The following is a 20,663-nucleotide window of genomic DNA, read 5'->3' as shown; positions in this document are numbered from 1 at the left end:
GGGCTCACAGGTACGCGGCGTTGGCCGCATCGAGGCGGCCCTGGGCGCGCAGGATCAATTCGCAGAATTCGCGCGCGGCACCCTCGCCGCCACGGGCCTGGGTGATGCCGTGGGCGTGTTCGCGCACGAAGCTGGCGGCGTTGGCCACGGCCATGCCCAGGCCGACGCGGCGAATCACCGGCAGGTCTGGCAGGTCGTCGCCGAGATAGGCCACTTGTTCATAGCTCAGGTTGAGTTGGGCAAGGAGCTCGTCGAGCACCACCAGTTTGTCTTCGCGACCCTGATACAGGTGTGGAATGCCGAGGTTCTTGGCCCGTCGTTCGACCACCGGGGTCTTGCGTCCGCTGATGATAGCGGTCTGCACGCCGGCTGCCATCAACATCTTGATGCCTTGGCCGTCGAGCGTGTTGAAGGTCTTGAATTCGCTGCCGTCTTCGAGGAAGTACAGGCGCCCGTCGGTCAGCACGCCGTCGACGTCGAATACCGCCAGTTTGATCTGTTTGCCGCGTTGCAGCAGGTCCGTGCTCATTACATTACTCCAGCGCGCAGCAAATCGTGCATGTTCAAGGCGCCGACCGGGCAGTCTTCGCTGTCGACCACGACCAATGCGTTGATCTTGTGGTCTTCCATGATTTTCAACGCCTCGGCAGCCAGCATCTCGGCACGTGCGGTCTTGCCGTGGGCGGTCATGACCTGCTCGATGGTGGCGCTGTGGATGTCGATGCTGCGGTCCAGGGTGCGACGCAGATCGCCGTCGGTGAAGATCCCGGCAAGTTTACCGTCGGCCTCTAGAACCACGGTCATGCCCAGGCCCTTGCGGGTCATTTCCATCAATGCGTCCTTGAGCAGGGTGCCGCGCTTAACCTGCGGCAGCTCTTGCCCGGCGTGCATGACGTTTTCCACTTTCAACAGCAGGCGTCGGCCAAGTGCGCCGCCTGGGTGGGAAAAGGCGAAATCTTCAGCGGTAAAGCCGCGGGCTTCCAGCAGCGCCACCGCCAGGGCATCGCCCATCACCAGAGCGGCGGTGGTCGATGAGGTTGGCGCCAGGTTCAGCGGGCAGGCTTCGTGCTCGACGTGGACGTTGAGGTTGACCTCGGCGGCCTTGGCCAGCGCCGAGTCGGGATTGCCGGTGACGCTGATCAATTTGATGCCCAGGCGCTTGATCAGTGGCAGCAGGGTAACGATTTCATTGGTGGAGCCGGAGTTCGATAGTGCCAGGATGATGTCGTCACGCGTGATCATGCCCATGTCGCCGTGGCTGGCTTCGGCTGGATGCACGAAGAACGCCGTGGTGCCGGTGCTGGCCAGGGTGGCGGCAATCTTGTTGCCGATGTGCCCCGATTTGCCCATGCCGACCACGACTACGCGGCCTTTGCTGGCCAGAATCATCTCGCAAGCGCGTACGAAATCTGCGTCGATATGGGGTAACAAGCCTTGCACGGCTTCCAGTTCGAGACGGATGGTGCGTTGTGCAGATTGAATCAGATCGCTGGATTGGCTCATGTCAGAAATCGTATAGCCTGATGAAAAGGCGGCGATTATAACGGTAATGATCAAAACCCTCACGTAAGTTCGTCGCGGTTTGTCATTCCTTGTTGCCGAATCCTCTAAATAGATGATTCCAGGCGCTCATGTTGTTGATAGTGCCCGGCTTGGGCCTTGGGCGCTTGGTGATTGCAGTGATATAGTTCGCCGCCAGTTCGGCCTGCCCGGGAAGGTATGTGCTTTCGTCAGAAAGCCAGGCGTCCGAGTGAGAGGCTGCATCGCAAGGAGTTTAGATGAGTGCCGATAACGCCTACGCGGTCGAGCTGAAGGGACTGACCTTCAAGCGCGGTGCGCGCAGCATTTTCAATAACATTGATATCCGCATACCACGCGGCAAGGTCACCGGCATCATGGGGCCTTCCGGGTGTGGCAAGACCACGCTGTTGCGGTTGATGGGGGCCCAATTGCGCCCCACCAGCGGCGAAGTCTGGGTCAATGGCCAGAACCTGCCAACGTTGTCGCGCAGCGATTTGTTCGATGCGCGCAAGCACATGGGCGTGCTGTTTCAGAGCGGCGCGCTGTTTACCGATCTCGATGTATTCGAGAACGTCGCCTTTCCGCTGCGTGTTCATACCACGCTGCCGGAAGAGATGATTCGCGACATTGTCCTGCTCAAATTGCAGGCCGTGGGCTTGCGTGGCGCCCTAGACCTGATGCCTGACGAATTGTCTGGCGGCATGAAACGTCGAGTCGCGCTGGCCCGGGCGATTGCCCTCGACCCGCAAATTCTCATGTACGACGAGCCTTTTGTTGGCCAGGACCCGATCGCCATGGGCGTGCTGGTGCGCCTGATCCGCTTGCTCAACGATGCGCTGGGCATCACCAGCATCGTGGTCTCCCACGATCTGGCCGAGACCGCGAGCATCGCCGACTACATCATTGTGGTGGGTGACGGGCAAGTGTTGGGGCAGGGCACACCCAAGGAGTTGATGAACTCGCAGGAGCCACGGATTCGCCAGTTCATGACTGGCGAACCCGACGGCCCGGTCGCATACCACTTTCCAGCGACGGATTACCGCGCAGATCTTCTGGGGAAGCGCTGATGCGCAAGATTTCATTAATAGAAAGAGTGCGCCGTTTCGGCCACGCCGGCATCGATGTGCTGGCGGTGTTCGGGCGTTCGGCGCTGTTCCTGTTTCATGCCTTGCTCGGTCGCGGTGGCATCGGCGGCAGTTTTGGCCTGCTGGTCAAGCAACTGCATTCGGTTGGCGTGATGTCCCTGGTGATCATCGTGGTCTCCGGGGTGTTCATCGGCATGGTGCTGGCGCTACAGGGCTTCAACATCCTGTCCAGCTACGGTTCGGAGCAGGCCGTCGGGCAGATGGTTGCGCTGACGCTGCTGCGTGAACTGGGGCCCGTCGTCACGGCCTTGCTGTTCGCCGGGCGTGCGGGTTCGGCGCTGACCGCCGAAATCGGCAACATGAAATCCACCGAGCAACTGTCCAGTCTGGAAATGATCGGGGTTGACCCGCTCAAGTACATTATTGCTCCGCGCCTGTGGGCCGGCTTCATTTCCCTGCCGGTGCTGGCGATGATTTTCAGCGTGGTGGGTATCTGGGGTGGTTCGTGGGTGGCCGTCGACTGGCTGGGTGTCTATGAGGGCTCCTACTGGTCGAACATGCAAAACAGCGTGATGTTTGTCGACGATGTGCTGAACGGCATTATCAAAAGCATCGTTTTTGCCTTCGTCGTGACCTGGATCGCCGTATTCCAAGGGTATGACTGCGAGCCCACTTCCGAGGGGATCAGTCGTGCCACTACCAAGACCGTGGTGTACGCCTCTTTGGCGGTACTCGGCCTGGACTTTATTCTGACCGCCTTGATGTTTGGAGATTTCTGATGCAAAACCGCACCCTGGAAATCGGTGTCGGCCTTTTCTTGCTGGCTGGCATCCTGGCTTTGCTGTTGCTTGCGTTGCGGGTCAGTGGCCTGTCCCCGAGCGCAACCACCGATACTTATAAACTTTATGCATATTTCGATAATATCGCCGGTTTGACTGTCAGAGCTAAAGTGACCATGGCCGGTGTGACCATCGGCAAGGTCACGGCGATCGATCTGGATCGCGACAGCTTCACCGGTCGGGTGACCATGCAACTGGAAAAGCGCGTAGATAACCTGCCGACTGACTCCACTGCATCTATCCTGACCGCTGGCCTGTTGGGTGAGAAATACATCGGTATCAGCGTGGGTGGGGAACAAGCCCTGCTCAAGGATGGTGGAACCATCCACGACACGCAGTCGTCGTTGGTGCTCGAGGACCTGATCGGTAAATTTCTGCTCAATACCGTTAGCAAAGACGCCAAATGAGGAGCTTTTCAATGATCTCTATCTTGCGACGTGGCCTGTTGATATTGCTCGCGGCCTTGCCGTTGATGGCTAACGCCCTGGCGGCGCAGTCGGCGCACGATCTGGTTCAGGACACCACGACCCGGATGCTCGCCGACCTGTCGGCCAATAAAGAGAAGTACAAGCAGGATCCACAAGACTTTTATACGGCGTTGAACACCATCGTCGGCCCCGTGGTGGATGCCGAAGGCATTTCCAAAAGCATCATGACCGTCAAATACTCGCGCAAAGCAACGCCCGAGCAAATGAAGACGTTTGAAGAAAACTTCAAAAAGGGCCTGTTCCAGTTTTATGGCAACGCATTGCTCGAATACAACAACCAGGGCATCACTGTTGAGCCTGCCAAGGATGAATCGGGAGACCGTACCAGCGTTGGCATGACGGTCAAAGGCAGCAGCGGCGCGATCTATCCTGTGTCTTACACACTCGAAAAGATCAACGGCGAATGGAAGCTGCGTAACGTCATCATCAACGGCATCAACATCGGCAAGCTGTTCCGCGATCAGTTCGCTGATGCGATGCAGCGCAATGGCAACGATCTGGACAAGACCATCAATGGTTGGGCCGGGGAAGTCGCCAAAGCCAAGGAAAACACCGAAAAAGCTGTTGAGAAGAAAGCCCAATGAGTGAGTCGGCCATTCGCATAAGCGAAACCGGCGAGCTGCTGCTCAGCGGTGTGCTGGATTACCGGACCGGCCCGAACTTGCGCAAGCAGGGGCAGGTACTGATCAAGTCCAGCAAGGCGCCTGCGCTGGTGGTCGATTGCTCCGCAGTGGAGAAGTCCAGCAGTGTCGGCTTGTCGCTGCTGCTGTGCTTCATGCGCGATGCTCAGGTGGCCGGCAAGGCCGTGAGCATTCGCGCGATGCCCGAAGACATGCGCAAAATCGCTCAGGTCAGCGAATTGACCGAGCTGTTGGCGCACCCCTGAACCGCATCTATAAAGAAGCCCCCCGTCAGAGTCCTGCTTCGCGGGGTTCGCAGGCGCGGGGCTTTTTTGTATGATGTCCGACCCGCGCGCACAGGGCGCCGATTGAGGTTGAGCATGCAGGCCGTAGAAGTGAAGAGCTTCCTTGAAGGAAAGCTGCCAAACACGAAGGTGGAAGTTGAAGGCGAAGGCTGCAATTTCCAGCTGAACGTGATCAGCGATGAACTGGCGGCGTTGAGCCCGGTGAAGCGTCAGCAGCAGGTCTATGCCCATTTGAACCCGTGGATTGTCGATGGCAGCATCCATGCGGTCACTATGAAATTTTTCAGCAGCGCGGCCTGGGCCGAGCGCACCTGAGCCCAAGGGCGTCGAGATTCTTATGGATAAATTGATTATTACTGGTGGCGCTCGTCTTGATGGCGAGATCCGCATCTCCGGGGCAAAGAACTCTGCCTTGCCGATTCTGGCTGCCACCTTGCTGTGCGATGGCCCGGTGACCGTGGCCAACCTGCCGCACCTGCACGACATCACCACCATGATCGAGCTGTTCGGTCGCATGGGCATTGAACCTGTGATCGACGAGAAACTCAGCGTCGAAATCGACCCACGCACCATCAAGACCCTGATCGCGCCGTACGAACTGGTTAAAACCATGCGCGCCTCGATCCTGGTGCTGGGCCCGATGGTTGCCCGTTTCGGTGAAGCCGAAGTTGCACTGCCTGGCGGTTGCGCCATCGGTTCGCGTCCGGTTGACCTGCACATCCGTGGTCTTGAAGCCATGGGCGCGGTCATCGACGTTGAAGGCGGCTACATCAAGGCCAAGGCTCCTGAAGGCGGCCTGCGCGGTGCGCACTTCTTCTTCGACACCGTCAGCGTGACCGGTACCGAGAACATCATGATGGCGGCCGCTCTGGCCAAGGGCCGCAGCGTTCTGGCCAACGCTGCTCGCGAGCCTGAAGTCGTCGACCTGGCGAACTTCCTGAACGCCATGGGCGCGAAGGTTTCCGGCGCCGGCACCGACACCATCACCATCGATGGCGTCGAGCGTCTGCACACGACCACTTACAAAGTGATGCCTGACCGTATCGAGACCGGCACCTATTTGGTGGCGGCAGCGGTCACCGGTGGGCGTGTGAAGGTCAAGGACACCGATCCGACCATCCTCGAAGCCGTTCTGGAAAAACTTCGCGAATCCGGCGCCGAAATCACCACCGGTGAAGACTGGATCGAGCTGAACATGCACGGCAAGCGGCCGAAAGCCGTCAACGTGCGGACCGCTCCATACCCGGCGTTCCCGACCGACATGCAAGCGCAGTTCATCTCCCTCAACGCCATTGCCGAAGGCACTGGTGCCGTGATCGAGACGATCTTCGAAAACCGTTTCATGCACGTTTACGAACTGCACCGCATGGGCGCGCACATCCAGGTTGAAGGCAACACCGCCATCGTCACCGGCATCGAAAAGCTCAAGGGCGCGCCAGTCATGGCCACCGACCTGCGTGCTTCGGCCAGCCTGGTGATCTCGGCGCTGATCGCCGAAGGCGATACCCTGATCGATCGCATTTACCACATCGACCGTGGTTATGAGTGCATCGAAGAGAAGCTGCAGATGCTCGGCGCCAAGATCCGCCGCGTACCGGGCTAGTTTCTGCTGCATGGGCGCAGGGACGCGTCCGTTGATTTGTTGAAGTCGAGCCGGTTTCCGGCTCGATGTGTGTCCGGCGCCGTTTGCGACCGGGCATGAGTACCTTGATAAGGACTGACGTTTCCCATGTTGACTATCGCACTGTCCAAGGGCCGCATCCTTGACGACACCCTGCCGCTTCTGGCTGAAGCGGGCATCGTGCCGACCGAGAATCCGGACAAGAGCCGCAAGCTGATCATCCCCACGACCCAGGCCGATGTGCGCTTGCTGATCGTGCGTGCCACCGATGTGCCGACCTATGTCGAGCATGGTGCCGCCGATCTGGGCGTCGCCGGTAAAGACGTGCTGATGGAATACGGCGGCCAGGGTTTGTACGAACCACTGGACCTGCAAATCGCCCAGTGCAAACTGATGACGGCCGGTAAAGTCGGCGCAGTCGAGCCCAAGGGCCGTCTGCGCATTGCCACCAAGTTCGTCAACGTCGCCAAGCGCTACTATGCCGAACAGGGTCGTCAGGTCGATATCATCAAGCTCTACGGCTCGATGGAGTTGGCGCCGCTGATCGGTCTGGCGGACAAGATCATCGACGTGGTCGACACCGGTAACACGCTGCGGGCCAATGGCCTGGAGCCACAGGATTTTATCGCTGCCATCAGCTCCCGTCTGATCGTCAACAAGGCGTCGATGAAAATGCAGCATGCCCGTATCCAGGCGTTGATCGACACCCTGCGCAAGGCAGTGGAGTCTCGACACCGCGGCTGATTCACCTGCGCGACCTTGAGTCGCGCCCGTCTATCCGCCTCATAGCCAGAATTCTCGGGTGCCCAAGCGGATCAACGGCTAGCTTAGGGCGCCCGAGTTTTTGCCAATCCTATGAGGCTCTCGCTATGACCGCACCGACTGCAATTCGCCGACTCAACGCTGCTGACCCGGATTTCGCACATCATCTGGATCATCTGCTGAGCTGGGAAAGTGTGTCTGACGACTCGGTCAATCAGCGGGTGCTGGACATCATCAAGGCCGTGCGCGAGCGTGGCGATGCGGCGGTGGTCGAGTTCACCCAGAAGTTCGATGGCCTGCAAGTGGCGTCCATGGCGGACTTGATCCTGCCGCGCGAACGCCTGGAACTGGCATTGACCCGCATCACCGTGCCTCAGCGCGAAGCCCTGGAAAAAGCCGCGACCCGTGTGCGCAGCTACCACGAAAAGCAGAAACAGGACTCCTGGAGCTACACCGAAGCCGATGGCACGGTGCTGGGCCAGAAGGTCACGCCACTGGATCGCGCCGGTCTGTACGTGCCGGGCGGCAAGGCGTCCTACCCGTCCTCGGTGCTGATGAACGCGATTCCGGCCAAGGTGGCGGGCGTGACCGAAGTGGTCATGGTCGTGCCGACCCCGCGCGGTGAAGTCAACGAACTGGTGCTGGCCGCAGCCTGCATCGCCGGCGTCGACCGGGTGTTCACCATCGGCGGCGCGCAGGCGGTTGCGGCGCTGGCTTACGGCACCGAAAGCGTGCCGAAGGTCGACAAAGTGGTTGGCCCGGGCAACATTTATGTCGCCACTGCCAAGCGCCACGTGTTCGGCCAGGTCGGCATCGACATGATCGCCGGCCCGTCGGAGATTCTGGTGGTGTGCGACGGCCAGACCGATCCGGACTGGATCGCCATGGACCTGTTCTCCCAGGCCGAGCACGACGAAGACGCCCAGGCGATTCTGGTCAGCCCGGACGCCGAGTTCCTCGACAAGGTCGCGGCAAGCATCGCCAAACTGCTGCCAACCATGGAACGCGCCGAGATCATCGAAACCTCGATCAATGGCCGTGGTGCGCTGATCAAGGTTCGCGACATGGAACAGGCCATCGAAGTGGCCAACCGCATTGCCCCGGAGCACCTGGAGCTGTCGGTCGCCGATCCGCAGGCCTGGCTGCCGCAGATCCGTCACGCCGGCGCGATCTTCATGGGCCGCCACACTTCCGAAGCCCTGGGCGACTACTGCGCAGGTCCGAACCACGTATTGCCGACCTCCGGCACTGCGCGCTTCTCCTCGCCGCTGGGTGTTTACGACTTCCAGAAACGTTCGTCGATCATCTTCTGCTCCGAGCAGGGTGCCTCCGAACTGGGCAAGACCGCCTCCGTACTGGCCCGTGGCGAATCGCTGAGCGCTCACGCCCGCAGTGCTGAATACCGCATTCTTGATGACAAGCAGGGGAACTGAACATGAGTAAATTCTGGAGCCCGTTCGTCAAGAATCTGGTGCCTTATGTGCCGGGCGAGCAGCCGAAACTGGCCAAACTGGTGAAGCTCAACACCAACGAAAACCCGTACGGTCCATCGCCAAAAGCCCTGGCGGCGATGCAAACCGAACTGAACGACAACCTGCGTCTGTACCCGGACCCGAACAGCGACCTGCTCAAGCAAGCCGTTGCCAAGTACTACGGCGTGCAGGGCAATCAGGTGTTCCTCGGTAACGGTTCCGATGAAGTTCTGGCGCACATCTTTCACGGTTTGCTGCAACACGATAAACCGCTGCTGTTCCCGGACATCAGCTACAGCTTCTACCCTGTTTACTGCGGGTTGTATGGCATCACGTTCGATGCGGTTGCGCTGGACGAACAGTTCCAGATCAACCCGGCGGACTATGCAAAGCCGAACGGCGGGATCATCTTCCCGAACCCGAATGCGCCGACCGGTTGCTTGCTGGCGCTGGACGCTGTCGAGCAGATTCTCAAGGCCAGCCCGGATTCGGTGGTCGTGGTGGATGAGGCTTACATCGACTTCGGTGGGGAAACGGCGATCACTCTGGTGGACCGTTATCCGAATCTGTTGGTGACTCAGACCCTGTCCAAGTCCCGTTCTTTGGCCGGCCTGCGGGTTGGCCTGGCGGTGGGGCATCCGGACCTGATCGAGGCGCTGGAGCGGATCAAGAACAGCTTCAACTCCTACCCGCTGGATCGTCTGGCGATTGTGGGGGCTGCGGCGGCGTTCGAGGATCGCGAGTATTTCGACAAGACTTGCCGGTTGGTCATCGAGAGTCGCGAGAAGGTAATCGCGCAACTGGAGGCGAAGGGGTTTGAAGTGTTGCCGTCGGCGGCGAACTTCATTTTCGCCCGTCACCCGAAGCACGATGCGGCAGGGCTGGCGGCGAAGTTGCGTGAGCAGGGCGTGATCGTTCGGCACTTCAAGCAAGAGCGGATTGCCCAGTTCCTGCGGATTTCGATTGGCGCGCCGGAGCAGAATCAGGCACTGATCGACGGCCTCGGCGACCTCTAGACCAAAACTGTTCCTGTGGGAGCGAGCGGCGCGGCTCGTTCCCACAGGGCCCCGCTTACTCTTCTTCTTTTTCCTGGATCGGTGCCGGCGGCGGACGCAGACCGATTTCTGCGGTGAGCTTGAGTTCTTTACCGTTGCGCATCACCTGAATCGTGACCTTGTCGGTCGGTTTGATGCGCGCCACCTGGTTCATTGACTTGCGACCATCGCCAGCCGGTTCACCGTCGATACTGAGGATCACGTCGCCTAGTTGCAGGCCGGCCTTCTGCGCCGGGCCGTCACGGAAAATCCCCGCGACCACAATTCCAGGGCGTCCCGACAAGCCAAACGATTCCGCCAGTTCCTGACTCAAAGGTTGCACTTCGATACCGAGCCAGCCGCGAATCACCTGGCCGTGTTCGATGATCGACTTCATCACTTCCATCGCCAGTTTGACCGGGATCGCGAAGCCGATGCCTTGCGAGCCACCGGACTTGGAGAAGATCGCCGTGTTGATGCCGGTCAGGTTGCCGTTGGCGTCCACCAGTGCACCGCCGGAGTTGCCGGGGTTGATCGCGGCGTCGGTCTGGATGAAGTCTTCGTAGTTGTTCAGGCCCAACTGATTGCGCCCGGTGGCACTGATGATCCCCATGGTCACGGTCTGGCCGACGCCGAACGGGTTGCCGATGGCCAGGGCCACGTCGCCGATGCGCAGGTTGTCGGAACGGCCGACGGTGATCGACGGCAGGTTTTTCAGGTCTATCTTCAATACCGCGAGGTCGGTTTCCGGGTCGCTGCCGATGACCCGGGCCAGGGTTTCACGACCATCCTTGAGCGCCACCACGATCTGGTCGGCACCGCTGGTCACGTGGTTGTTGGTCAGCAGGTAACCTTCCGGGCTCATGATCACGCCCGAACCGAGGCTCGACTCCATGCGCTTCTGCTTGGGCGAGTTGTCGCCGAAGAAGCGGCGGAACTGCGGGTCTTCAAACAGCGGATGGCTGGGTTTGTTGACCACTTTGGTGGTGTAAAGGTTGACCACCGACGGCGCAGCCGTGGTCACCGCATCGGCATAGGACACCGGGCCCTGCTGCACACCAAGGGTTTGCGGGGCTTGTTGCAGATTGACGTCGAGGCTTGGCAGCCCGACCCACTGCGGGTAACGCTGAATAATCAGTAGAGCGACAAGCACGCCGGCCAACAGCGGCCAGCCGGAAAAACGCAGCGCCTTGAGCATTAAGCACGTCCTGAGAGGTTGCAGGCGGTATGAGACCGCCCATAATGTCGCGCATTATACGAGGCCGCGCGCGCCTCTGAACGGGATATTTAGGAGTCTTTTATGGCCGTCGCCCTGAGCACCCTGGTCGAAGAAGCCGACCGTTACCTGGCAAGTGCGAAGATTGCCGATTACTGCCCCAACGGCTTGCAGGTCGAAGGCCGGCCGCAAGTAATGCGCATCGTCAGCGGTGTCACCGCCAGCCAGGCGTTGCTGGACGCCGCGGTGGAGGCCCAGGCCGATCTGGTGCTGGTGCATCACGGCTATTTCTGGAAAGGCGAGAACCCGTGCATCACTGGCATGAAGCAGCGCCGGTTGAAAACCCTGCTCAAGCACGACATCAGCCTGCTGTCCTATCACTTGCCGCTGGACCTGCACCCTGAAGTCGGCAACAACGTACAGCTTGCCCGGCAATTGGACATTACCGTCGAAGGCCCACTGGATCCGGACAACCTGAAAATCGTCGGGTTGGTCGGCTCGTTGAGCGAACCGATGACTCCCCGCGATTTTGCCCGTCGGGTACAGGAAGTCATGGGGCGCGAGCCGCTGCTGATCGAAGGCAGCGAGATGATTCGTCGGGTCGGCTGGTGCACCGGTGGCGGCCAGGGTTACATTGACCAAGCGGTGTTGGCCGGTGTCGATCTGTACCTCAGCGGAGAGGCCTCCGAGCAGACGTTCCACAGCGCCCGGGAAAACGACATCAGTTTCATCGCCGCGGGCCACCATGCCACCGAGCGTTACGGTGTGCAGGCTTTGGGTGATTACCTGGCGCGACGTTTCGCCCTCGAGCACATCTTCATCGATTGCCCGAACCCGATTTGACTACAGGGCTGGAGCCCAAACGAGGGGGTATATTCATATACCCTTTCGATCTAGCCACCGTCCTGATTAGAAGAGGGCGCTGTGCTAGGATTCCCCGCTCGAACACGGCCCGCAGGCCGTCCATAAGATCGTTTTCGTGAGTAGCCATGGTCGACAAACTGACGCATCTGAAACAGCTGGAGGCCGAAAGCATCCACATCATCCGCGAGGTCGCCGCCGAGTTCGATAACCCGGTGATGCTGTACTCCGTCGGTAAAGACTCCGCCGTGATGCTGCACCTTGCGCGCAAGGCATTCTTCCCGGGCAAACTTCCGTTTCCGGTGATGCACGTCGACACCCAGTGGAAGTTCAAGGAAATGTACGCGTTCCGCGACCGCATGGTCGAAGAGCTCGGCCTAGACCTGCTGGTACACGTCAACCCCGAGGGTGTTGCGCAGGGTATCAACCCGCTGACCCACGGCAGTGCCAAGCACACCGACATCATGAAGACCGAAGGCCTCAAACAGGCCCTCGACAAGTACGGCTTCGACGCTGCATTCGGTGGCGCCCGTCGTGACGAAGAGAAGTCCCGTGCCAAAGAGCGCGTGTATTCCTTCCGTGACAGCAAGCACCGCTGGGACCCGAAAAACCAGCGCCCGGAGCTGTGGAACGTCTACAACGGCAAGGTCAACAAGGGCGAATCGATCCGCGTATTCCCGTTGTCGAACTGGACCGAACTGGACATCTGGCAGTACATCTATCTGGAAGGCATCCCGATCGTGCCGCTGTACTTCGCTGCCGAGCGTGATGTCATCGAGATGAACGGCACCTGGATCATGATCGACGACGAACGCCTGCTCAATCACCTGAGCGACGAAGACAAGGCGCGCATCGTCAAGAAGAAGGTCCGTTTCCGTACACTGGGCGACTACCCGTTGACCGGTGCTGTCGAGTCCGAGGCCACTAGCCTGACCGACATCATTCAGGAAATGCTCCTGACGCGAACTTCCGAACGCCAGGGCCGAGTCATCGATCACGATGGCGCCGGTTCCATGGAAGAAAAGAAACGTCAGGGTTATTTCTAAGGGGTTGTCATGTCGCACGCATCTGATTTGATCAGCGAGGACATCCTCGCCTACCTGGGCCAGCATGAACGCAAGGAAATGCTGCGCTTTCTGACTTGTGGCAACGTCGACGACGGCAAGAGCACCCTGATCGGGCGCCTGCTGCACGACTCCAAAATGATCTACGAAGATCATCTGGAAGCCATTACCCGCGACTCGAAAAAAGTCGGCACCACCGGCGAAGACATCGACCTGGCGTTGCTGGTCGACGGCTTGCAGGCCGAGCGTGAGCAGGGCATCACCATCGATGTCGCCTACCGCTATTTCTCTACCGCCAAGCGCAAATTCATCATCGCCGATACCCCCGGCCATGAGCAGTACACCCGCAACATGGCCACCGGTGCATCCACCTGTGACCTGGCGATCATCCTGGTCGACGCCCGTTACGGCGTGCAGACCCAGACCCGTCGCCACAGCTTTATCGCCTCGTTGCTGGGCATCAAGCACATCGTGGTCGCTATCAACAAGATGGACCTCAACGGCTTCGACGAAAGCGTATTTGAGTCGATCAAGGCCGATTACCTGAAGTTCGCCGAAGGCATCGCGTTCAAGCCGAGCACCATGGCGTTCGTGCCAATGTCCGCGCTCAAGGGCGACAACGTGGTGAACAAGTCCGAGCGCTCGCCGTGGTACACCGGCCAGTCGCTGATGGAAATCCTCGAAACCGTCGAAATCGCCAGCGACCGCAACTACACCGACCTGCGTTTCCCGGTGCAGTACGTCAACCGTCCGAACCTGAACTTCCGTGGTTTCGCCGGCACCCTGGCCAGCGGCATCGTGCACAAGGGTGACGAAGTCGTTGTGTTGCCATCGGGCAAGAGCAGCCGCGTGAAATCCATTGTCACCTTCGAAGGTGAGCTGGAGCATGCTGGTCCTGGTCAAGCGGTGACGCTGACCATGGAAGACGAGATCGACATCTCCCGCGGCGACCTGCTGGTGCACGCCGATAACCAGCCGCAAGTGACCGACGCCTTCGACGCCATGCTGGTGTGGATGGCCGAAGAACCGATGCTGCCGGGCAAGAAATACGACATCAAGCGCGCCACGACTTACGTGCCGGGCTCGATCACCAGCATCGTCAATCGCGTGGACGTGAACACCTTGGCCGAAGGGCCTGCCAGCTCGTTGCAGCTGAACGAGATCGGTCGGGTCAAGATCAGCCTCGACGCGGCCATTGCGCTGGACGGTTACGACAGCAACCGCACCACCGGTTCGTTCATCGTCATCGACCGTTTGACCAACGGCACGGTCGCGGCCGGCATGATCATCGCTCAGCCGCTGGCGCATGGCAGCAGCTCCCACCACGGTAAACTGGCCCATGTAGCCACCGAAGAACGCGCCCAGCGCTTCGGTCAGCAACCGGCTACCGTGTTGTTCAGCGGCCTGTCGGGCGCGGGCAAAAGCACCCTGGCGTATGCGGTTGAACGCAAGCTGTTCGACATGGGTCGCGCGGTATTCGTACTCGATGGCCAGAACCTGCGCCATGACCTGAACAAAGGCCTGCCACATGACCGCGCCGGGCGTACCGAGAATTGGCGTCGTGCGGCGCACGTTGCGCGTCAGTTCAACGAAGCCGGCCTGCTGACACTGGCGGCGTTCGTTGCCCCGAGTGCCGAAGGTCGTGAGCAGGCCAAGGACCTGATTGGCAAGGAGCGTCTGCTGACGGTCTACGTCCAGGCCTCGCCGACGGTCTGTGCCGAGCGTGATCCGCAAGGTCTGTACGCGGCGGGTGGCGACAACATCCCGGGCGAATCCTTCCCGTACGACGTGCCGCTGAATGCCGATCTGGTGATCGACACCCAGTCGCTGTCGCTGGAAGAAAGCGTCAAGCAAGTGCTGGATCTGCTGCGCAAGCGTGGCGCGATCTAAGCATTAGCTGAAAACAAAAAGCCCGCAGATGAGCGATCGTCTGCGGGCTTTTTTGTGTCCGGGAGGACACCTTCGCGAGCACCTCAAGAATTCACTGGATACTCACGGTGCATCTGCCCCAGCAGCGCATCCTTGTCCTGCCACAGCTGATTGATCCAGCCCTGAAACTCCAGGCGATACACCCCGTCCTGGTCATAGTTCTTGCCGACGAACTGCGGCGGAATCTTCAGCTCCTGAAAGTGCACCACCACGTCTTTCACATTACCGCAGAGCAAATCCCAGTAACCCGGACGCCCCGCCGGGTAGTGGATGGTCACGTTGACGATGGCTTCCAGCTGGTCGCCCATGGCATCCAGCACGAATGCAATGCCGCCCGCTTTCGGCTTGAGCAGGTAGCGGAACGGTGAACTCTGCTGGGCGTGCTTACCCTTGGTAAAGCGCGTGCCTTCGACGAAGTTGAAAATCCCCACCGGGTTATTGCGGAAGTTGTCGCAGGTCTTGCGGGTGGTTTCCAGGTCTTTGCCTTTCTTCTCCGGATGCTTTTCCAGATAGGCCTTGGAGTAACGCTTCATGAACGGAAAACCCAACGCCCACCACGCCAGGCCAATCACCGGTACCCAGATCAGTTCCTGTTTGAGGAAGAACTTCAGCGGGCGGATGCGACGGTTGAGCACGTACTGCAACACCATGATGTCGACCCAGCTCTGGTGGTTGCTGGTGATCAGATAGGAGTGCCGATAGTCGAGGTCTTGCAAACCGCTGAGGTGCCAGCGTGTGCGGCAAACCAGATTCATCCAGCCCTTGTTGTTACTGATCCACGCTTCGTGGGTATGACTCATCAGCCAGCGCGCGAAACGTTGGGTGAGGGCGAACGGCAGCACTTTGAACAGCGCCACACAGAACAGAAACGAGCAGAGCAGAATCGTATTCAGCGCCAACAGCAGCGAGGCGATCACACCGCGCACGGGTGCAGGTAGAAAATCCAGCATTTAAACATCCATAGGTCGGTTGGCAGCTTGAATCGCGGTCAACGCGATGGTGTACACGATGTCGTCGACTTGCGCGCCACGCGGCAGGTCGTTCACCGGTTTGCGCAGGCCTTGCAGCATCGGTCCGAGGCTGACGCAGTCGGCGCTGCGTTGCACGGCTTTGTGGGTGGTGTTGCCGGTGTTCAGGTCGGGGAACACGAACACCGTGGCGCGACCGGCCACCTGACTGTTCGGCGCCAGTTGCCGGGCCACGGTTTCGTTGGCGGCGGCGTCGTACTGCAACGGGCCGTCGATCAGCAGTGAGTGTTGCTGTTCGTGGGCGAGCAACGTGGCCTCGCGAACCTTCTCGACTTCTTCGCCGCTGGCCGATTCACCGCTGGAGTAGCTGATCATTGCCACTCGCGGAGTGATGCCGAACGCCGCTGCCGAATCGGCGCTTTGCAAGGCGATCTCGGCCAGTTCGCTGGCACTCGGGTGCGGGTTCATCACGCAGTCGCCGTAGACCAGCACTTCTTCGGGAAACAGCATGAAGAATACCGACGACACCAGGGTGCAACCCGGCGCGGTCTTGATCAGTTGCAGGGCCGGGCGGATGGTGTTGGCGGTGGAGTGAATGACCCCGGACACCAGCCCGTCGACTTCATCCAGCGCCAGCATCATGGTGCCGATCACCACGGTGTCTTCCAGTTGCTGCTCGGCCATCGGCGCGTTGAGGCTTTTGGTCTTGCGCAGCGCAACCATCGGCTCGACGTAACGCTCGCGGATCAGGTCCGGGTCGAGGATTTCCAGCCCCGGTGGCAACTCGATGCCTTGGGCGCGGGCGACCGCCTCGACGTCTGCCGGCTTGGCCAGCAACACGCAACGGGCGATGCCCCGTGCCTGGCAGATCGCGGCGGCCTGGACGGTCAACGGCTCGCTGCCCTCGGGCAACACGATGCGCTTGTTGGCGGCCTGGGCACGCTGGATCAGTTGATAGCGGAACACTGCAGGCGACAGGCGCATTTCCCGTGGTGTGCCGCAGCGCTGGTGCAGCCAGTTGGCGTCGAGGTGGCTGGCGACGAAATCGGTGATGATCTCTGCGCGCTCGCGGTCGTCGATCGGGATTTCCTTGTTCAAACCGTTCAACTGGTTGGCGGTGTCGTAGGAACCGGTGCTCACCGACAACACCGGCAGGCCGGCCTGCAAGGCGCCACGGCACAGCTCCATGATGCGCGGGTCGGGCAGGGTGTCGCTGGTCAGCAGCAGGCCGGCCAGGGGCACACCGTTCATCGCTGCGAGGCTGACCGCGAGGATGATGTCGTCGCGATCGCCGGGGGTCACCACCAGCACGCCGGGCTTGAGCAGCTCCACGGTGTTGCGCACGGTGCGGGCGCAAATGATGATTTTGGTCATGCGCCGGGTTTCGTAGTCACCGGCATTGAGCACCTGAGCGCCCATCAGCTCGGCCACGTCACGGGTGCGCGGCGCGTTCAGCTCCGGTTGAAACGGGATGCAGCCGAGCAGACGGAAGTCGCCACTGCGCAGCAACGGCGAGTGCTCTCTCAGGCGCGAGGCGAAGACGTCCATGCTTTCGTCGGTCTTGACCTTGTTGAGGATCACGCCCAGCACTTTCGGGTCTTTCGGCCCGCCGAACAATTGCGCCTGCAATTCCACCCGGCCGGACAATTCGGTCAGCACTTCGTTTTCCGGCGCCGAAACCAGAATCACGTCGGCGTCGAGGCTCTTGGCCAAGTGCAAGTTGACCCGCGCGGCGTAGCTGGCGCTGCGGGTCGGGACCATGCCTTCGACGATCAGCACGTCCTTGCCGACAGCGGCTTGCTGATAAAGGGTGATGATTTCTTCGAGCAATTCGTCCAGCTGACCGTCGCCGAGCATCCGCTCGACATGGGCCAGGCCCAATGGCTGAGGCGGTTTCAAGCCGTGGGTGCGGGCCACCAGTTCGGTGGAGCGTTCAGGGCCGGTGTCGCCCGGGTGCGGTTGGGCAATCGGTTTGAAAAAGCCGACTTTGAGGCCGGCCCGCTCAAGGGTACGCACCAGCCCGAGGCTGATGGAGGTCAGACCCACACCAAAATCGGTGGGCGCGATAAAAAAAGTTTGCATGCGGATTCTCTAAGGGTGCATGGCAATGGTGAACGCCTATGGCTGGCGTTCTACCGATATTCAGTGGTCAAGGTTATCGCTAACCGAGCCTTGTGCGCACCAACCGCAATCAAAGGGCTGGCCTATTTTTTCATTGCGCAGCACAGGGTCCAGCACCCAGGCCCGGGATTGCCACGGCGGCTGGTGCCGCAGGTGTTGGGTATGGCCGCAGGACAGCTCGGCCACCCAGTGCCCGTCCTCGTCCTGATGGAAACCTGTAATGGTCGAGGCTTTCATCGCACCCCGTTTGTCCGGGTTGTGTTCGCTTTCGGGCGATTGCTTCGCTAAACTTGGACATTCATCATTCTTATGCAAAAGGTCTCGCCCCATGCTGATCGCCGCCAATAAGGCTGTCTCCATCGACTATACCCTGACCAACGACGCTGGTGAGGTCATCGACAGCTCCGCCGGCGGCGCGCCGCTGGTCTATCTGCAAGGCGCAGGTAACATCATTCCGGGCCTGGAAAAGGCGCTGGAAGGCAAAGCAGTTGGTGACGAACTGACTGTTGCCGTAGAACCTGAAGATGCCTACGGCGAATACGCTGCCGAACTGGTCAGCACCCTGAGCCGCAGCATGTTCGAAGGCGTCGACGAACTGGAAGTGGGCATGCAGTTCCACGCTTCCGCTCCGGACGGCCAGATGCAGATCGTCACTATTCGCGATCTGGACGGCGACGATGTCACCGTCGACGGCAACCACCCGCTGGCCGGTCAGCGCCTGAATTTCCAGGTCAAGATCGTTGCCATCCGTGATGCCAGCCAGGAAGAAATCGCTCATGGTCACGTCCATGGCGAAGGTGGCCATCACCACTGATTTTCTGCGCTAAGCTTTCGAGAACTGGAGAGGCGCCCGAGGGCGCCTTTTTAGTCCGCGGCTGTCCTTGGCGACATGACCAAGTGGCTGTTTCGAGAAGAACACGGGAAATCTGGAGTCCGTCATGAGTGCTTTTCACGACCTTACATTGAAAACTTTGGATGGCCAGGAGTTACCTCTGGCGCCCTTCAAAGGGCACGTCGTGCTGGTGGTCAACGTCGCCTCCAAATGTGGCTTGACCCCACAGTACGCTGCTCTGGAAAACCTCTACCAGCAATACAAGGGCAAGGGTTTCAGCGTGCTGGGCTTGCCGTGCAACCAGTTTGCCGGGCAGGAACCGGGTACCGAGCAGGAGATCCAGGCGTTCTGCAGCCTCAACTATGGCGTGACCTTTCCGTTGTCCAGCAAGCTGGAAGTCAACGGTCACGAACGTCATCAGCTGTACCGCCTGCTGGCGGGCGAGGGCGCGGAGTTTCCGGGCGACATCACCTGGAACTTCGAAAAATTCCTGTTGGGCAAGGACGGTCGCGTATTGGCGCGGTTCTCGCCACGTACGGCGCCGGATGATCCTTCTGTTATCCAGGCGATTGAAAAAGCTCTGAGTTAAAAGCGCAGATCAAGATCAAAAGATCGCAGCCTTCGGCAGCTACAGGTGTTCACATTCCTCTGTAGAAGCTGCCGAAGGCTGCGATCTTTTCGTTTCTAATCCTTAATCACTAAAATCAATAGTGCTGTTCAAGGCAGGGCGCTCTCCATATTATCGTCGTCATAAAGTCTATGTTCCGTGGAGCGTCCAATGCCTGTCAAAGCCCTGTTCAAGCCTTTTCACCTCGGCGCTCTCGAACTGCCGACCCGCGTCGTCATGGCACCGATGACCCGCTCGTTTTCGCCGGGCGGCGTGCCCAACTCCAAAGTGATCGAATACTACCGTCGCCGCGCTGCCGCCGGAGTTGGCCTGATCATCACCGAAGGCACCACCGTCGGTCACAAGGCCTCCAACGGCTACCCGAACGTGCCGCACTTCTACGGTGAAGCTGCGCTGGCCGGCTGGAAAAAAGTCGTCGATGCAGTGCATGCCGAGGGCGGCAAGATCGTTCCCCAACTGTGGCATGTGGGCAGCGTGCGCCGTATCGGCACCGAGCCGGATGCCAGCGTGCCGGGTTACGGTCCGTCGGAAAAACTGAAAGACGGACAGGTCGTGGTTCACGGCATGACCCAGCAGGATATTCAGGAGGTGATCACTGCGTTCGCCCAAGCCGCCAAAGACGCCCAGAGCATCGGCATGGACGGCGTGGAAATCCACGGTGCCCATGGTTATCTGGTGGACCAGTTCTTCTGGGAAGGCAGCAACCAGCGCACCGACGAATACGGTGGCAGCCTGGCCAACCGTTCGCGCTTCGCCATCGAACTGATTCAGGCGGTGCGCGCAGCAGTCGGCGAGGGATTCCCGATCATCTTCCGTTTCTCCCAGTGGAAGCAGCAGGACTACACCGCGCGTCTGGTGCAGACGTCAGAGGCGTTGGGCGAATTTCTCAAGCCGTTGTCCGACGCCGGCGTGGATATTTTCCACTGCTCGACACGCCGTTTCTGGGAGCCGGAGTTCGACGGTTCCGAACTGAACCTGGCCGGCTGGACCCGCAAGCTCACCGGCAAGCCGACCATCACCGTTGGCAGCGTCGGCCTGGATGGCGAGTTCCTGCAATTCATGGTCAACACCGACAAGATCGCACAGCCCGCCAGCCTGGAAAAACTGCTGGAGCGTTTGAATAACGATGAGTTCGACCTGGTGGCGGTGGGTCGTGCGTTGTTGGTGGACCCGGACTGGGCGCAGAAAGTGCGTGACGGTCGTGAGCAGGACATTTTGCCGTTCAGCCGTGATGCGTTGATGACGCTGGTGTAAACGGCGACTGAAAAGGCCTTTTCGCGGGCAAGCCTCGCTCCTA

Annotated in this window: 22 protein-coding genes; 16 read left to right on the top strand and 6 right to left on the bottom strand. The window is 60.0% G+C overall.

Going from position 1 to position 20,663, the window contains the following annotated elements; genetic code table 11:
• Nucleotides 1-4: 4 nt before the first annotated feature.
• Nucleotides 5-529, bottom strand: coding sequence for an HAD family hydrolase (locus tag JUI81_RS28030; RefSeq protein WP_008037377.1), 525 nt, complete (start codon nucleotides 527-529; stop codon nucleotides 5-7).
• Nucleotides 529-1,503: a KpsF/GutQ family sugar-phosphate isomerase gene (locus tag JUI81_RS28025; RefSeq protein ID WP_019581166.1), complete on the bottom strand. Its 975-nt coding sequence runs from the start codon at nucleotides 1,501-1,503 to the stop codon at nucleotides 529-531. Before JUI81_RS28025 ends, JUI81_RS28030 begins: the two co-directional genes overlap by 1 nt.
• A 275-nt stretch (nucleotides 1,504-1,778) precedes the next feature.
• Between JUI81_RS28025 and JUI81_RS28020 the strand changes: the two genes are divergently transcribed.
• The 10 genes from JUI81_RS28020 (at nucleotide 1,779) to hisC (ending at nucleotide 9,729) form a co-directional block, all read left to right on the top strand.
• Nucleotides 1,779-2,588 (top strand): ATP-binding cassette domain-containing protein, encoded by an 810-nt coding sequence (locus JUI81_RS28020; protein WP_019581165.1) that lies wholly within the window; start codon nucleotides 1,779-1,781, stop codon nucleotides 2,586-2,588.
• Nucleotides 2,588-3,385 carry a lipid asymmetry maintenance ABC transporter permease subunit MlaE gene (mlaE, locus tag JUI81_RS28015; RefSeq protein ID WP_019581164.1) on the top strand — a complete coding sequence of 266 codons (798 nt, stop codon included), beginning with the start codon at nucleotides 2,588-2,590 and terminating at the stop codon, nucleotides 3,383-3,385. Before JUI81_RS28020 ends, mlaE begins: the two co-directional genes overlap by 1 nt.
• Nucleotides 3,385-3,852 carry an outer membrane lipid asymmetry maintenance protein MlaD gene (gene mlaD, locus JUI81_RS28010; RefSeq protein WP_018927199.1) on the top strand — a complete coding sequence of 156 codons (468 nt, stop codon included), beginning with the start codon at nucleotides 3,385-3,387 and terminating at the stop codon, nucleotides 3,850-3,852. Before mlaE ends, mlaD begins: the two co-directional genes overlap by 1 nt.
• 11 nt (nucleotides 3,853-3,863) lie before the next feature.
• Entirely contained in the window at nucleotides 3,864-4,517 is a 654-nt protein-coding gene (locus JUI81_RS28005) for a phospholipid-binding protein MlaC (protein WP_028940293.1), read from the top strand.
• Nucleotides 4,514-4,819: a lipid asymmetry maintenance protein MlaB gene (locus tag JUI81_RS28000; protein WP_019581163.1), complete on the top strand. Its 306-nt coding sequence runs from the start codon at nucleotides 4,514-4,516 to the stop codon at nucleotides 4,817-4,819. Before JUI81_RS28005 ends, JUI81_RS28000 begins: the two co-directional genes overlap by 4 nt.
• 114 nt (nucleotides 4,820-4,933) lie before the next feature.
• Nucleotides 4,934-5,173, top strand: a complete 240-nt coding sequence (locus tag JUI81_RS27995; protein WP_018927196.1) for a BolA family protein — start codon at nucleotides 4,934-4,936, stop codon at nucleotides 5,171-5,173.
• A 22-nt stretch (nucleotides 5,174-5,195) separates the two neighbouring features.
• Nucleotides 5,196-6,461 (top strand): UDP-N-acetylglucosamine 1-carboxyvinyltransferase, encoded by a 1,266-nt coding sequence (gene murA, locus JUI81_RS27990; RefSeq protein ID WP_018927195.1) that lies wholly within the window; start codon nucleotides 5,196-5,198, stop codon nucleotides 6,459-6,461.
• Between the two features lie 126 nt (nucleotides 6,462-6,587).
• Nucleotides 6,588-7,223: an ATP phosphoribosyltransferase gene (gene hisG / locus JUI81_RS27985; RefSeq protein WP_007941260.1), complete on the top strand. Its 636-nt coding sequence runs from the start codon at nucleotides 6,588-6,590 to the stop codon at nucleotides 7,221-7,223.
• A gap of 125 nt (nucleotides 7,224-7,348) precedes the next feature.
• Nucleotides 7,349-8,674, top strand: a complete 1,326-nt coding sequence (hisD, locus tag JUI81_RS27980) for a histidinol dehydrogenase (protein WP_018927194.1) — start codon at nucleotides 7,349-7,351, stop codon at nucleotides 8,672-8,674.
• 2 nt (nucleotides 8,675-8,676) lie between these two features.
• A complete protein-coding gene (gene hisC / locus JUI81_RS27975) occupies nucleotides 8,677-9,729 on the top strand; it encodes a histidinol-phosphate transaminase (protein WP_204125459.1) in 1,053 nt (350 codons plus the stop codon).
• A 55-nt stretch (nucleotides 9,730-9,784) separates the two neighbouring features.
• Here the strand turns inward: hisC and algW are convergent, their stop codons facing one another.
• Nucleotides 9,785-10,945 carry a Do family serine endopeptidase AlgW gene (gene algW / locus JUI81_RS27970; protein WP_018927192.1) on the bottom strand — a complete coding sequence of 387 codons (1,161 nt, stop codon included), beginning with the start codon at nucleotides 10,943-10,945 and terminating at the stop codon, nucleotides 9,785-9,787.
• Nucleotides 10,946-11,047: 102 nt separating this feature from the next.
• Between algW and JUI81_RS27965 the strand changes: the two genes are divergently transcribed.
• The 3 genes from JUI81_RS27965 (at nucleotide 11,048) to cysN (ending at nucleotide 14,778) form a co-directional block, all read left to right on the top strand.
• Entirely contained in the window at nucleotides 11,048-11,806 is a 759-nt protein-coding gene (locus tag JUI81_RS27965) for a Nif3-like dinuclear metal center hexameric protein (protein ID WP_018927191.1), read from the top strand.
• A 146-nt stretch (nucleotides 11,807-11,952) separates the two neighbouring features.
• Nucleotides 11,953-12,870, top strand: coding sequence for a sulfate adenylyltransferase subunit CysD (cysD, locus tag JUI81_RS27960; RefSeq protein WP_007941268.1), 918 nt, complete (start codon nucleotides 11,953-11,955; stop codon nucleotides 12,868-12,870).
• Nucleotides 12,871-12,879: 9 nt separating this feature from the next.
• A complete protein-coding gene (gene cysN / locus JUI81_RS27955) occupies nucleotides 12,880-14,778 on the top strand; it encodes a sulfate adenylyltransferase subunit CysN (RefSeq protein ID WP_019581161.1) in 1,899 nt (632 codons plus the stop codon).
• 83 nt (nucleotides 14,779-14,861) lie between these two features.
• On the opposite strand, the gene JUI81_RS27950 is transcribed toward cysN, so the two are convergent.
• From JUI81_RS27950 to JUI81_RS27940, 3 genes are read right to left on the bottom strand one after another with little or no spacing between them, the layout of a single operon-like run.
• Nucleotides 14,862-15,767, bottom strand: a complete 906-nt coding sequence (locus JUI81_RS27950) for an acyltransferase (RefSeq protein WP_096479550.1) — start codon at nucleotides 15,765-15,767, stop codon at nucleotides 14,862-14,864.
• A complete protein-coding gene (gene pta, locus JUI81_RS27945; protein WP_019581159.1) occupies nucleotides 15,768-17,867 on the bottom strand; it encodes a phosphate acetyltransferase in 2,100 nt (699 codons plus the stop codon).
• Between the two features lie 60 nt (nucleotides 17,868-17,927).
• Nucleotides 17,928-18,266: a DUF3565 domain-containing protein gene (locus JUI81_RS27940; RefSeq protein ID WP_204125458.1), complete on the bottom strand. Its 339-nt coding sequence runs from the start codon at nucleotides 18,264-18,266 to the stop codon at nucleotides 17,928-17,930.
• On the opposite strand from JUI81_RS27940, the gene JUI81_RS27935 reads away from it, so the two are divergent.
• The 3 genes from JUI81_RS27935 to JUI81_RS27925 all read left to right on the top strand — a co-directional run bounded on the left by JUI81_RS27935 (nucleotide 18,235) and on the right by JUI81_RS27925 (nucleotide 20,620).
• Nucleotides 18,235-18,720 carry a peptidylprolyl isomerase gene (locus tag JUI81_RS27935; RefSeq protein WP_007942189.1) on the top strand — a complete coding sequence of 162 codons (486 nt, stop codon included), beginning with the start codon at nucleotides 18,235-18,237 and terminating at the stop codon, nucleotides 18,718-18,720. The two genes, JUI81_RS27940 and JUI81_RS27935, sit on opposite strands and share 32 nt — an antisense overlap.
• A gap of 124 nt (nucleotides 18,721-18,844) precedes the next feature.
• Nucleotides 18,845-19,327, top strand: coding sequence for a glutathione peroxidase (locus JUI81_RS27930; protein WP_018927186.1), 483 nt, complete (start codon nucleotides 18,845-18,847; stop codon nucleotides 19,325-19,327).
• A 189-nt stretch (nucleotides 19,328-19,516) separates the two neighbouring features.
• The gene (locus JUI81_RS27925; RefSeq protein ID WP_204125457.1) at nucleotides 19,517-20,620 is read left to right on the top strand and encodes an NADH:flavin oxidoreductase; all 1,104 of its coding nucleotides are present in this window, start codon (nucleotides 19,517-19,519) and stop codon (nucleotides 20,618-20,620) included.
• The last annotated feature ends 43 nt before the right edge of the window (nucleotides 20,621-20,663 follow it).

Origin of the sequence: Pseudomonas sp. 008, from assembly GCF_016861935.1 — a bacterium.
Lineage (GTDB): Bacteria > Pseudomonadota > Gammaproteobacteria > Pseudomonadales > Pseudomonadaceae > Aquipseudomonas.
The sequence above is the reverse complement of the archived record's forward strand: the minus strand, read 5'-3'. Positions and strand labels throughout refer to the sequence as shown.

What these genes read in the sequence shown, in the direction of transcription:
- JUI81_RS28030 (WP_008037377.1), bottom strand. Translation starts at nt 529, where the DNA reads ATGAGCACGGACCTGCTGCAACGCGGCAAACAGATCAAACTGGCGGTA.
- JUI81_RS28025 (WP_019581166.1), bottom strand. Translation starts at nt 1,503, where the DNA reads ATGAGCCAATCCAGCGATCTGATTCAATCTGCACAACGCACCATCCGT.
- JUI81_RS28020 (WP_019581165.1), top strand. Translation starts at nt 1,779, where the DNA reads ATGAGTGCCGATAACGCCTACGCGGTCGAGCTGAAGGGACTGACCTTC.
- mlaE (WP_019581164.1), top strand. Translation starts at nt 2,588, where the DNA reads ATGCGCAAGATTTCATTAATAGAAAGAGTGCGCCGTTTCGGCCACGCC.
- mlaD (WP_018927199.1), top strand. Translation starts at nt 3,385, where the DNA reads ATGCAAAACCGCACCCTGGAAATCGGTGTCGGCCTTTTCTTGCTGGCT.
- JUI81_RS28005 (WP_028940293.1), top strand. Translation starts at nt 3,864, where the DNA reads ATGATCTCTATCTTGCGACGTGGCCTGTTGATATTGCTCGCGGCCTTG.
- JUI81_RS28000 (WP_019581163.1), top strand. Translation starts at nt 4,514, where the DNA reads ATGAGTGAGTCGGCCATTCGCATAAGCGAAACCGGCGAGCTGCTGCTC.
- JUI81_RS27995 (WP_018927196.1), top strand. Translation starts at nt 4,934, where the DNA reads ATGCAGGCCGTAGAAGTGAAGAGCTTCCTTGAAGGAAAGCTGCCAAAC.
- murA (WP_018927195.1), top strand. Translation starts at nt 5,196, where the DNA reads ATGGATAAATTGATTATTACTGGTGGCGCTCGTCTTGATGGCGAGATC.
- hisG (WP_007941260.1), top strand. Translation starts at nt 6,588, where the DNA reads ATGTTGACTATCGCACTGTCCAAGGGCCGCATCCTTGACGACACCCTG.
- hisD (WP_018927194.1), top strand. Translation starts at nt 7,349, where the DNA reads ATGACCGCACCGACTGCAATTCGCCGACTCAACGCTGCTGACCCGGAT.
- hisC (WP_204125459.1), top strand. Translation starts at nt 8,677, where the DNA reads ATGAGTAAATTCTGGAGCCCGTTCGTCAAGAATCTGGTGCCTTATGTG.
- algW (WP_018927192.1), bottom strand. Translation starts at nt 10,945, where the DNA reads ATGCTCAAGGCGCTGCGTTTTTCCGGCTGGCCGCTGTTGGCCGGCGTG.
- JUI81_RS27965 (WP_018927191.1), top strand. Translation starts at nt 11,048, where the DNA reads ATGGCCGTCGCCCTGAGCACCCTGGTCGAAGAAGCCGACCGTTACCTG.
- cysD (WP_007941268.1), top strand. Translation starts at nt 11,953, where the DNA reads ATGGTCGACAAACTGACGCATCTGAAACAGCTGGAGGCCGAAAGCATC.
- cysN (WP_019581161.1), top strand. Translation starts at nt 12,880, where the DNA reads ATGTCGCACGCATCTGATTTGATCAGCGAGGACATCCTCGCCTACCTG.
- JUI81_RS27950 (WP_096479550.1), bottom strand. Translation starts at nt 15,767, where the DNA reads ATGCTGGATTTTCTACCTGCACCCGTGCGCGGTGTGATCGCCTCGCTG.
- pta (WP_019581159.1), bottom strand. Translation starts at nt 17,867, where the DNA reads ATGCAAACTTTTTTTATCGCGCCCACCGATTTTGGTGTGGGTCTGACC.
- JUI81_RS27935 (WP_007942189.1), top strand. Translation starts at nt 18,235, where the DNA reads ATGCTGATCGCCGCCAATAAGGCTGTCTCCATCGACTATACCCTGACC.
- JUI81_RS27940 (WP_204125458.1), bottom strand. Translation starts at nt 18,266, where the DNA reads ATGGAGACAGCCTTATTGGCGGCGATCAGCATGGGGCGAGACCTTTTG.
- JUI81_RS27930 (WP_018927186.1), top strand. Translation starts at nt 18,845, where the DNA reads ATGAGTGCTTTTCACGACCTTACATTGAAAACTTTGGATGGCCAGGAG.
- JUI81_RS27925 (WP_204125457.1), top strand. Translation starts at nt 19,517, where the DNA reads ATGCCTGTCAAAGCCCTGTTCAAGCCTTTTCACCTCGGCGCTCTCGAA.